The organism is Coprococcus sp. AF16-22, from assembly GCF_003461545.1.
GTDB lineage: Bacteria > Bacillota > Clostridia > Lachnospirales > Lachnospiraceae > Coprococcus > Coprococcus aceti.
In genome coordinates this window covers 364,453-376,626 of the sequence record NZ_QTXH01000002.1, presented here as the reverse complement: position 1 = coordinate 376,626, position 12,174 = coordinate 364,453, and the positions used below count along the sequence as shown (strand labels likewise).

Sequence of the window (12,174 nt, the reverse complement as noted above, 5' to 3'; positions counted from 1 at the left end):
TTTAAAAACTCATACTGTCTAATCTATAGGGTACATTTTATATCAAGGTCTTAACCATCGAAGTCTATGGGAACAAGTCTGTATAAAGCCTTTGCTACCTATATAATGCAAGGCAATTTTACACTGCTGCTCCCTGCCACTGTCTCGACAGTTGAGACAGTGAAGGTCGACTTATATCCTCATAACATGCCGGTGATTATCTCAGATGAGCCCATACACTCGACAAGGTTGAGTTGCCGGATTTCACCGTCTCGACCTGAAATATTGTCCCTATTTCTTTGCGCTTTCTTCCAACTCCAGCATATACCTATCAAAGTCGGACATGAATAATCTGTCCTGGATCACGCGGTATTTTTCAAATTCTGTCTCAGCATGAAGCTTTGCAATTTCCGCTGTCACCTTGCCTGCATCCTGTAAAATACCGTAATCAAACATTTCAATGAAGCTATTGAGCCTTTTTTCCCAATCCTGCATCGTAAGCGGAATGTGCCGTAATGTCATGTTTTCCGCAAAATCCAGGTATGCCGTAACCATACGATTCAGCTGCTTCATTTCATCCTGACTCAGATAATTCTTCGCAATCGTGACATCACTTTTCTTAATCTTTCCATCAGGAGCATCTGCCCAAGTAGTTAATCCCATATGCTCTCTTGTATGGTCAGCTCTTTCTACAATCAGTTCAGCTGCCGTATGACCATGAACTGCGTAATGCATTTTATTCTGAACTGTTGCGTAAAATCTCCTGGTAGTTGCAGAATTCTTATCGTAATCAATGGCTGTGGCATACAGGTCAGTTATTTTCTGATAAAACTTTCTTTCGCTTGCTCGAATTTCACGAATTCGTTCTAACTGCTCATCAAAATACTTTTCTGTCAGATATGTTCCGCGTTTGAGACGCTCGTCATCCATAACCCAGCCTTTGATGGTATAGTCCTTTGCAATTTGATTGACCCATTTACGGAACTGCACCGCACGCTCAGAATTTACCTTAAATCCTACTGCAATGATCATCTCTAAGGAATAATGATTTGTGCTGTAGCTTTTTCCGTCGGCGGCAGTTATTCGAATTTTTCGAATAACTGAATCCTCTTGTAACTCACTGTCCTCAAAGATTTTCTTAATATGATAATTTATAGTGTTAGTGCCGACATCGTACAATGTTGCCATCATCTTCTGTGTCAGCCATATATTCTCATCCTCATAGCGCATCTCAATACTGTCCTGCTGATCGCCAACTGAGGCAACATAGGTCAAGTATTCTGCCGCGCTGGAACGGATGGTTATTTCATCTTTTTTCTTTGCCAAATAGAATGCCTCCCTTCTTCAAATCACTAGATTCAACACTTTTTCTTATAACTACATAGGTCATGCAAATGGCTTCGAAGGCCACAAACACATCATAATCATCGTCGTTTTAATGAATATTACTGATCAGACTAAAGATTTACAAGGCCACCCTAAATATTTGCCAACTGTTGCAACCATGCCTAACCACACTGATAGTCCAGTATCTGGAATAATCTATTGTGTAAGAGCTGCAACAATGGCTGCAACTCACTTGTCATAATGAAATTTCTCCTTTACTCAATAACTCCATCGGTGTCAAAGATATGGTCAAGTTCATCCGTATTTATTGCATGAATAACTTTATCGCGGATGGCCGTCTTAGACATATCTAATCTCTTGAACTTTGGGTTTCCAGCAGCATCTTTGCTCATACGAATAAGCTGAATTTTTCCCACCCCCGGATTCTGCTTTGCATACTCTGCAAATCCCTTTGCTTTTCCAAGATTATCCTTGAAATCAGGATTGTGTGGTTCAAGAATATCAACAACATAACCTTGTACACTGTCTTTTCTTACTACTATAAAATCTGGATAAGTCGGCTTTATTTCACCATTAATTTCATAAGGGATACAAAGCCCCCACGATCCTCTAGAAGGATTACGAATCCAGCATACAAAATCCCCTCGTTTTTCTTCCTCTTCAATAACCCCGGCTTCCCATGTATTCAACTTCATAGTTGCAACACCGGTTATATCACTGACGAAGAGATGATCCCTGTATTCTTTTCCTCCCAATTCATGTGGTACCTGAATTGTCTCCGGCAAACGGAAATTGTGCTTACTCACTGGATCGCCATCAGAAACAATGCTGTCATACTCTTTACGGATTTTCTCTGAGTCTATAGTTGCAATATATCTACGATAATCGTCATTCAGTCCATGAAAGCGTGCCTCCGCATAGGAATGCAATCGATTCATACACTCTTCATCTGCTATGAAAAGGATAACATCGACTTTAAATGATGTCAGATCAGGCAAATCCATGTACTTGTTTCCATAGGCCATACCGATACCTTCTCGCCCCAGCTTAACGTCGGCAATCTGGAATTGCCGTTCAATATCAGTATCTGTCGTTGTGAACAAATCATGCACTGAATAATTATCCACGGTTTCTCCAAAAGCATCGAAAATCTGAGTTGCCAACTTGAACTGCTTGACCTGCTGAACAAGATCATCATATTTTCCATCTGCCTTGAGGCCTTCCACATAGCTGTGGATCATCTCAACAATCTCATCCTGAACCTCCCGGATCGCCTCACGATGCAATCTGGACATTGTAAGAAGGTGGGCCATCCTGTACAAAGATTTCAGGTAGTTATTGATCCGAAGTGCTCTAACATTATAAGAAAGCAGACCAGCATCATTAATAAATTTCATAACTTCTTCACGGTCAAACAGATCTTCCTCTTCAGGCGTTTCTGCCTGTTTTGCCTGATAACTTTCCACAGTGCCAGTTTCGGATGACGTTTCCAAACCAGAAGACTGTGGTGTGACTGGTGCAGACTGAACAGAAGCTTTTGTATTTGTGCTCGACTGAGTCTGGCTCTGTTCCGCCGTTTCTGCTTGCTGCGCTTGTCTATCAGTGGCTTGAGGCATTTGTATCGGAATCATATCGCTAGCTGACTCTATTGGTCCAGCCGACTGCTGTTTGTCTGCGCTCTGCCCAGAGAACACCTCAAATAGAGTCAGCTGTCCCGGCATCTGCTGCTCTTCCTTTTTCTTCTTTGGTCTAACAGTCAGCGTTTCAAATTTCTTTCCGGACAAAGACTCACCATAAATATCGGTCGGAATGTCTCCACCTTCTGTGCTCTGCAAGGCTTCCACAACGTCTTTGACAGTATTCTCATTGAAGTACGGCAAATAGAGATGCACGTCGTTCAAAACATCATCCACCTGAATATGCATCTGCATCGGGGTTCTTACCATTCGGCCGAGAAGCTGCGCAATGTATGTAGCATCATTAGCGTGTTTAAAGGACATCATGGTCTCTGCTCGCGGGCAATCCCATCCAGTAGAAAGATTCTCTTTGAAGAATACCACGCGGATATTTCTATCCTCAGCAATATTGGATGGTTCCTCATAACACACATCGAGTCCATTAGCAGTTAATGTGGCCGTCGTGCCACCGAAGGTATGAACTACCTGTCCACTTTCCAGCTTAAAGCCGGTACGTTCCTCGATCTTTGCAATACAGTCGTCCAGATTGGTATCCGTCAAAGCATCACCGGTTCCATTTAAAACCTGAATGATTAAGATTGGATTCACATAGGCGTAATGCTGTTCAAAGCAATACTGCGTCCAATGCTCCCACTTTTCTTTCCAATCATCTGCAGCGGCTTGCAAAATGGCCATATCATTATTGACTGTGCCTTCCTCCGGATAGGTGATAATGATTCTATCCTTCAAAAGCCCAGAAGCTCGCACCTCATCCGCCGTCACGATAGACTTGTGAATTGTAGAGGATGTGCCTTCGACCAGTGTATTGAACCTCTGTGTAGTAGCAGACATGCCTATGACAACAGGCATGGGCGGAATTCCGTCCTCATCACTACCCTTAATGAACTTCTGCATGATCGTGGTGGCCTTACTGGCCTCACGTCCCTGCATACCTCTGTGCGCTTCATCGATAATAAAGTACAGCCTGTCGCTCTTCTCCCGAACAGTATTTGCAATCGTCTGCCAAATTGTATAAGTCCTGCCATCTCCATTTTTCGTTAGCTTCGATGTAACAGAGAGCTTTTGCGTATTTAAGAAATAAATATGTCCGTCATCGAAGTTCTCTTTGTCAAAAGAGTCCTCTGCCACCGTTACACACTGTGAAAGACGGATTTTATCAGCCTTAGAATCTATCTTCATCTTAGACTGCTCATTCAACTGTGGAGAGTCTGAAAGCCAAACGATGATTGCATCCGGCTGCTCCATATATTGTTCATCACCGAAAAGAATAGACTCAATCATCGCAGACATGATGATGGTCTTTCCAGCTCCGGTCGGTGCAGTGAAAGAAACCACCTGTGGCGCATGTGTTCTATGATAGCTGCCCATTGCCTCCGCCATCTTCATGCGGATATCAACAAGCGCTCTTTTCTGAAATGGGAATAATTCTACTTTCATGCTTACCTCCCCGTATTGATTCTGAAATTATCCAGATAGTCCCTATAAAGTTGATAGCAGTTTTTGCCATCATAAGTACGGATCATCGACCGGTATGCTGTTTCTGAATCCGTCACAATGAAAACTGTCTGGATTTCCGGATGCTGACTTAACTCCGCATCGAACTCGGAATAATATATTTCATCTACCAAAACACCCATCTTGTTCTGTGGCAAAATTAGCATGTTCGGAAGATCATCGTTTTCAAGAGCCGGACACTTGCCAACAGCTCCGCCCTTCATCCAGAGCACCGGAAGGAGCTCTCTGAACTGTCTGCCAAGAGCTACGGAAGTCTTGTCGAGGAAGCTCAATTTGAAGAAGGCTGCGTTTGCCTTAAATCCATCAGCCATTTTTATCTCACAAAGTTCTGGATACATCTGCCTTTTACCTTTACGATAAACAGTTGCCTTTGTCGGCTTCCCTGTGGTTTTCGATACAACAGCTATGGATTCATCTACTTCATAGCAGTCACTCTCAAATCCATAGTAACCCTCTAAAGGTTTTCCCTCGATATCTCGGCCTGTCATGCTGGCCACAGTACGAGGCCATGTCACATGCCGAGCAATTCCAAGGGAATCCCACTGGGGATCACCGGGCTTCAGTCCCTTCTGTGTCAGCTCTTTTGCCTCATCTACTGAGACTTCGTTGTTTGTGACTAAAATGCATCTTCTATTTCCATCATCAACCGCATTAAGCAAATTGACAGCATGAAGCGTCGTTCCAGATCCCGCGAAAAAGTCAACAACAAGAGCGTTCGGTTTATTTGCCAAGAAGAAACGAATAGTATCATGAACTGCATATATCGACTTTGGGAATGTGAATCTACTTGTTCCAAAGAACGATTTAAGAAGGTTTGTCCCGCCAGTACTTGCATCGTGTGACCCAATCCGCCACTGTGTTCCCGTAACAAGAGAGCGCACTTCGGTATCTGAAATAATAGAGCCATCTTCGCGATATCCTGTAATCTCATAAACCCCTGACGTTACTTTAGCAATTTCACCTTTTTTTAGATAATAGACCGGAATGCTGTTATCCTTCTTCTTTCCGAGCATTACAAAACCTTGCTTAATTAGCTCACGCAAATTAGTATTTGCAATCTGCCAGTTTCCTTCTTCTCCGTCTCTGCGAAGAGGCCATACTGCAAAGGTTCCTTCTGGCGCTACAACCTCCTCACGGTTCGTTCCATAATAAGGTTCTCCGACGGAATGAATCTTCTTCCCGTCATTAAAAACAAAAATGGGATAGAACTGATTTACGCTATCTTTTCGCAAATAATTTGATCCAGATCTTATCAGCATAGACCAGCGAAGGTGTGTAACCCTTGTATCGTTTTCATTGACATTTACACGCCACTCATCGCTTAGAGGCAGTCTATTAACCTTTGAACTTCCAAACTGAATAACAAAAATGTATTCATCGACACGTGCAAAGCCATTATCTCGTGCCACACCTCTCGAATTTGTAAGAGTTGATATCATCTGAATACGTGCATCAGGGAACATTTCTTCGAGCAAGCACCCAAGATGCAAATACTCCTTCTCATCAATAGTGACGAGTAATACAGAGTCTTGTGGATTCAACAGTTTCTTTGCGAGCTTCAGACGCTTCTCCATCATGGAGAGCCATTTGCTATGGCGATAAGCGTCAGAACTATCCACATAATCGTTATTATATTTCCAGTCCTTTGCGCCGGTATTGTATGGCGGATCAATATATATGCAGTCCACCTTTTCTGCGTAGAGATACTCCAAAAGCTGTAGGGCATGGTAATTGTCTGCCTCAATCAGCGTATGCCAAAGGCCACTGTCTGGAGCATTCTCCACACTATCCAGTGGCTTAAGTGTCGGATAAATTGCTTCTCCAAACTCAGCCACTGTCACTAATTCATCCAACTTAAATGCTTTATGCTCATGTGTTTCCCTGCGGTCGCACTGAACCTCATCACCATTAATATTCAGAACAGTATAAATATCGCTGACATAACCAGTTTTCAAAGCAACCTTGGCACCGATACGAATCGGCACATCATAAAGCGGCGTGCATTCTGGCAGATGCTCTTCAAATACCAATCCGAACTTCTTCTGCTTCAGTAATTTATTTGTCTCCTGCAGAAGTCTCTCCTTAAGCGCGGGATCGTCAATCTGCTGGATCAGGTCTTGTAATAAAGCCATAAAGCCACCTCATTCTTCCGTTATTGTTTTTTCCTTAATATAACAATCAATGCCATGTTCCCGGCAGAATGAAACCACTTCTGCCGCACACTTATTGTAAAAATGCTTATGTTCTTTGTAGGAATTTGCCGCCTTACTGTAGTTCGTTCTTCCGAAAATGATCCGATCTGTAAAAGATACTGCCTCAAGCAGTTCATGCAGATCCTGCTCAATCATATTCGGTGTCGGATACGGTTCTATGCTTACCCATGTTTTACAACCAGTCTCATGAAGTACCTTCAATGCTGCCAGTCTGTCTGAACAAGGAGCTGCCCCAGGTTCCATCTGTTTCCGATAGGCTTCGTCCAGAGTGATCAACGTAATCCCGTATTCGTTTCCTGTAGAAAGTTCTGCCAATTCAATAGGTAGCAATCCCTTCGTCAGTGTAATGCATTTGATTCCGGCTTCGTTTAGCTTTCGGATAGCCGCAATGCTCATCCTAGACACCTCTGGATATCCTTCCATGAACGGATCTGTAGTAAAACAAAGCTGCACAGATTGAATCTTGTCTCTGAGCCTCGGTATCTCTTTATCCAGCAATTCCAGCGTATTTGATACAAGCACCGGCTCAAGCCAACTCTCGTAATTCTTAATTTGCCCGAATCGTTTCTTCATCAAGAATGCGTAACATGGATATTTGCACCCATGTGCACACCCCTGCACGTGATTCATTGTATAGTCACCATACTCCACCCCCGTTTGATAAAGCATGGATTTTCGTTTTATTGTCTTCAAGTTGCTTTCATCCTCCGCCTACTTGTTCTTTAATATATAGTCTGCCATCCGCAGCGCAAGTCCTTGCGCTTTTGAGCTCTCGCTCGCAATGGCAAAACAGAATAGGAACATCGGCGACCTCCGACTATTCCTGAAAATCCGTGCATGCTTTGACACACATGGAAAAATCGTCCTAAGCCGGGAGAGAATGTAATCCTTTATGTGTTCCGGATTTGCATCCTTTACCATTCGCTCTTCGTCGCTCTGCCCGGGCTCTGGAAATAAATCAAAAAGCGTCATCTGGGGATCTTTCTTATAGAATTCCTCTCGCCATCCGGTATCTCCAAGCAATCGATCTATGCACTCCTCCCATTTATCGTACTTTCCGTTTTTCGGTAACATACGTTCAAGTACAGAGAATGGAAATAGATACCATACATCTATTGATTTCGTCTTTGCTACATTTTCAAGTGTAGCCCAATTTACTTGTGTCGCGTATGGATCTAAGAACAGCAATCCTCTGTTATATCTCCAATCTACGCTACTAATAATCTCAGCAAGCTTATCGTTCGCATCGCCACAGTAAATCGTAACAATTTGCCTCATCTGCGGGAATTCGGTGTTTATCATATCCTGAAGTTCTCCTGCTTTTTGAGGATCGGCTTCTATGAAATAGTAGTGATCAAACTTTTTCTCTGACGCCAGTGCACGCTTAGCAGAACCCACAAGATACTGCCCACCATCGCTGGTCTCTATCTCACCAGTTCCAGCAAAGGCGTCTATGTAAATCTTCTTAAATTTCTGGTTTTGCAGTGCAATCAAGTATGAATCCAGATAACTGGTAAAGATGTTTAGCTTTTCTTCAGTCCAATTGCCGCCAAATTTCTGTAACGTCGCCATAAATTCCAATCACCCCCATCCATTTGAAACTCAATTTCACAAAGAAAAAGAGATTACTGTTTCCTTTTTTTTCGTAGCAGGATTTACAATCTGTTCAACCTTTGCGTCAAAAAACCAAGTAAGATCGCTCTTTACCTCATTACGGAATCCTTCTGATGGGAAAATCGGGTGGTTATTCAGTAGTTCCCATATTTCATCCAGAGGTACCTGTTTTCGGCCTCTAAAATTGCGTTGCAGATATTTTGCTATATCAATAACATGCAGACAGCTTTCATCTTCCTCTTCAACAATCTCACCGAAAAAGTCAAACGACAACTGTCTATTCTCGGGTGAATGCTTAGTAGAGGACTGTGCACCAAATACTTTCCATGCACTCTTCTTATAAAGTTTGAACCCCTCTTTGTTGCTTGTGCAATGAATCAAATTGTATACAAGTGAGTTCTGTGTATTGTAGAAAGGAAATGCCGATACGTAATATCTGCGAGTTCCTTTTAGCGAATTTATAATTTCTTCCACTCTGGTCTCATATGCTGTCTTATCGCTTCCATATGGCACCAGTTTTTCAAAATCCTCCAAATATGTATTCTCATACTTTGCTTTTGTCGTCTTTTTCTTGGCACTTGTGATTGCTCGCACTGGATCTGAAACCATGTGATTAATCATAACTTCACCCCAGTTACGAAAAAAAGGCAAAAGTACTTTCCAGTCAATAGTCGCATCATACGGATCGTAGAGCAGAAAATAATGTAGGTGTCCGGTTCCATATAATTGTGGCCCGATAGTTCGGAGTAGCTCGTGTGCATCACTGCAGGATGTTACAATCTTAAAATTGCATTCATCCTGCGGAAGATGCTTTTCCAACTCAGCTACTCGTGCTTTATCTTTATCATTCAAGTAAATGTGTATATTTTTCTGCGTATAAGTCCTTGCCACTTCTCTAAGTGCTTCTGAAACGCGTACTGCTGTACCTTTCACTAATTGTCCGGTATCATCGGTATATACACCGCTATTGCACATACAGTCTATAAAAATCAATCCATTGCAAGACTCAGTCAGCAGTAACTTCTGGGCCCACGATTTTATATATTCCTCAATTAACTCAAATTTCTTAATAGTATGAGGACTTGCCTTACTGATTACGCTCTTTTTTCTGCTAGACATCGTATCACTCCTCAAGTCGTTTCATTTTCTTCTGTGGGGATTAGTTCCATGATGTCGCCTATATCACAATTCAACGTTTTACACACTTTCATTAAAACTTCCATGCTTACTGTCTCTCCCTTCGAGAGCTTGGTTACCGAAGCCCAGCTAATCCCGGCAGCTGCCTGTAAGTCTTTCTTCTTCATGTCTTTATCAATCAATATTTTCCACAATTTTTTATAACTAACTTCCACGGTAGTCACCTCTCGATTTTCAAAAACGTGATTTTCGCCATTGTGCTTTTACAAGATAGCAGAAAAACCTAATAGAATCAAGAGTAATTCTTCATAAACACAAGAATTTTCTTTTGTTTCTATTGAAAGGCCAGTGGATTTGTATCCGTAAAGTGAATTTTTAAACGTGGATTTGTATTATACTGTTTCCGTATCATTAAATTTCGTGTTCAAGAAAGGGAGTCTGCTATCCGTGGGAACATTTAGCAACGAGATCGAGCAATTTATATATACTGTGTGCTACAGCCCTATGTGGGAGGCAGCTTATACATACATTGCAGAGCATCCTTATGCCCTGAATTTATCTTACTCCAGAATTCAGAATCCAGATTCCGCCATGCTTGAAGACATGATCCTCGAATATGCAAAGAATATCCGAATAGATGAAGACAGCCTTCTGTTTGATGTGGTCGTAAGTTGCACAATTAACCTGACTGAAGATACATACAAAGGCACAGCATCGCATGAAATAAGTCAATGGCTTGTTCTTTCCTGTGTTGCGGTCGTAACCGATAAACTCAAATCTGTTACTGTTATGAATATCTCTGGGTACACCTCTGATCAACCTCACAAAACGGATGGTCATATCTTCTCAAAAAATATAGTTCCGCTCTTACGCAAAAGGATCTGGAGGATGAAGCTACAACTTTTCTTCAGCAATATTTCCCTGAAGCATTGGAAAAACCAATGGCTGTCCCTATTGCTGATATTGCAAAAGATATGGGACTTGAAATTATTCAAGGCAATCGGATCACGGATGATTTCAGTGTTTTTGGAGAAATATACTTTACTGCTGGAACGACAACCGTCTATGATCTTTTTAAGGTTTCAGCAACAACAATTGATGTAAAGCGTGGCACCATTTTGGTAGATGCCTACACCTTCTGGGAGCGGAATCTTGGATGCGTAAAAAATACAATCGCCCATGAAGTCTATCATTGGTATAAGCATCGTATGTATGCAGCTATAAAACACGTTCTCTATGGACAGAACTCCATCGCATGCCGCTGCCCTTCCAATATGGCATATCGTCAAAAGGATGAAGAGTGGTCTGATATCCAACGTATAGAGTGGCAGGCAAATAATATGGCTCCGCGCATTCTTATGCCGTATCATACTTTCCGAATGAAAGTAGATGAGCTTCTGCAGGCATACGATTATAAAAATAGTCCTATGAAACCAGCTATTCTTACTTCTGTTTCCGAAGATCTTCGCGAATTCTATGGTGTATCCCGTCAATCAGTATTAATCCGTATGATGGAAACCGGTTACAAAGACGCTGCTATCATCTACCAAAATAGTGAAAAGTCCCCATACCACGGGTACATAGACCAGCGTGATGCATTTTGTGCATATCGCAATAGTAGCGAATTCCGCAACCTTGTTGATTCTGGCCGCTTCCGGTACGTGAACGGATACTTCGTTATTAATGACGAACAGTACATCGAGCGTAACTCTGAGGGAAAAACAGCACTTACTGATTATGCATGGGCAAATCTAAATGAATGTACCCTGCAATTTACATGGCAATCCCTGCGAGCAGATAAGGCAGAAAAACACTTCTCATGCCAAGGGTGAGGTCCTGATTACGATTATGGCTTCCCTTGCGCAGCAGGAATCACAATCCCTCAGCCAGAATGTGAAGCTGGGACTCCAGTTTCGCTACCAGAATGGCCAGGTACAGGTAAATCACAATCTCTTCCTCGGTTACACCAAGGATGCATATGGGAATCTCATCATCGATCCGGAACAGGCATAGGTGGTAAAGCGCATCTACCGGGAATACCTGGAGGGCTACTCTATGGATCGGATTGCAAAAGGTCTGGAAGCAGACGGCATCCTCACCGGCGCTGGCAAAACAAAATGGTGGACCAGCACCATTAACAAAATCCTCCGAAACGAGAAATACATCGGCGATGCCCTGCTTCAGAAAACTTATACCACCGACTTCCTGAACAAGACCAGAGTCAAGAACAACGGCATTGTTCCGCAATACTATGTGGAGGGCAACCACGAAGCAATTATTCCGAAGGACATTTTCTTGCGGGTGCAGGAAGAGCTGGTACGCAGGCGAGTGGTCAAGACAAGCGCCAATGGCAAAAAGCGCTCCTACAGCTGCAACCACTGCTTTGCACAGATTGTCATTTGCGGCGAATGTGGCGAAATGTTCCGCAGAATTCACTGGAACAATCGCGGATGCAAATCTATCGTCTGGCGCTGCATCAGTAGACTGGAACCTACCGGACAGGAATGCCACGCAAGAACCGTCAATGAGCCGGTATTGGAGAATGTGGTAGTTCAGTCTATCAACACGCTCCTTGGTGATAAATCGACCTATTAGGCGCAGCTACAACAGAACATTGCTAAAGTCATCAGAGAAACTCAAAAGAGCACCGCTGATGGCATTGACGAGCAGCT

Annotated in this window: 10 protein-coding genes; 3 read left to right on the top strand and 7 right to left on the bottom strand. The window is 42.7% G+C overall.

Translation table 11 applies throughout. The features are described 5' to 3' along the window. Positions 1 to 270 precede the first annotated feature (270 nt). The 7 genes from DWW60_RS04310 to DWW60_RS04280 form a co-directional block, all read right to left on the bottom strand. Positions 271 to 1,305 (bottom strand): virulence RhuM family protein, encoded by a 1,035-nt coding sequence (locus DWW60_RS04310; RefSeq protein WP_117874449.1) that lies wholly within the window; start codon positions 1,303 to 1,305, stop codon positions 271 to 273. Positions 1,306 to 1,580: 275 nt separating this feature from the next. Next, positions 1,581 to 4,460, bottom strand: coding sequence for a DEAD/DEAH box helicase (locus tag DWW60_RS04305; protein WP_117874448.1), 2,880 nt, complete (start codon positions 4,458 to 4,460; stop codon positions 1,581 to 1,583). A gap of 2 nt (positions 4,461 to 4,462) precedes the next feature. After that, the gene (locus tag DWW60_RS04300) at positions 4,463 to 6,670 is read right to left on the bottom strand and encodes a site-specific DNA-methyltransferase (protein WP_117874447.1); all 2,208 of its coding nucleotides are present in this window, start codon (positions 6,668 to 6,670) and stop codon (positions 4,463 to 4,465) included. A 9-nt stretch (positions 6,671 to 6,679) separates the two neighbouring features. Next, positions 6,680 to 7,444 carry a radical SAM protein gene (locus tag DWW60_RS04295; RefSeq protein WP_243002913.1) on the bottom strand — a complete coding sequence of 255 codons (765 nt, stop codon included), beginning with the start codon at positions 7,442 to 7,444 and terminating at the stop codon, positions 6,680 to 6,682. An 18-nt stretch (positions 7,445 to 7,462) separates the two neighbouring features. Next, positions 7,463 to 8,323: a three-Cys-motif partner protein TcmP gene (tcmP, locus tag DWW60_RS04290; protein ID WP_117874446.1), complete on the bottom strand. Its 861-nt coding sequence runs from the start codon at positions 8,321 to 8,323 to the stop codon at positions 7,463 to 7,465. 36 nt (positions 8,324 to 8,359) lie between these two features. Further along, entirely contained in the window at positions 8,360 to 9,484 is a 1,125-nt protein-coding gene (gene tcmP / locus DWW60_RS04285) for a three-Cys-motif partner protein TcmP (RefSeq protein WP_117874445.1), read from the bottom strand. An 11-nt stretch (positions 9,485 to 9,495) separates the two neighbouring features. After that, positions 9,496 to 9,717, bottom strand: a complete 222-nt coding sequence (locus tag DWW60_RS04280; RefSeq protein ID WP_117874444.1) for a helix-turn-helix domain-containing protein — start codon at positions 9,715 to 9,717, stop codon at positions 9,496 to 9,498. Between the two features lie 726 nt (positions 9,718 to 10,443). On the opposite strand from DWW60_RS04280, the gene DWW60_RS04270 reads away from it, so the two are divergent. Genes DWW60_RS04270 through DWW60_RS13865 form a run of 3 tightly spaced genes read left to right on the top strand, consistent with a single transcriptional unit; the run spans position 10,444 to position 12,097 of the window. Beyond that, positions 10,444 to 11,334, top strand: coding sequence for an ImmA/IrrE family metallo-endopeptidase (locus DWW60_RS04270; protein ID WP_117874442.1), 891 nt, complete (start codon positions 10,444 to 10,446; stop codon positions 11,332 to 11,334). A gap of 16 nt (positions 11,335 to 11,350) precedes the next feature. Beyond that, entirely contained in the window at positions 11,351 to 11,515 is a 165-nt protein-coding gene (locus DWW60_RS13870; RefSeq protein WP_330417738.1) for a hypothetical protein, read from the top strand. Then, a complete protein-coding gene (locus tag DWW60_RS13865) occupies positions 11,516 to 12,097 on the top strand; it encodes a recombinase family protein (protein WP_330417737.1) in 582 nt (193 codons plus the stop codon). It begins immediately after the preceding gene. The last annotated feature ends 77 nt before the right edge of the window (positions 12,098 to 12,174 follow it).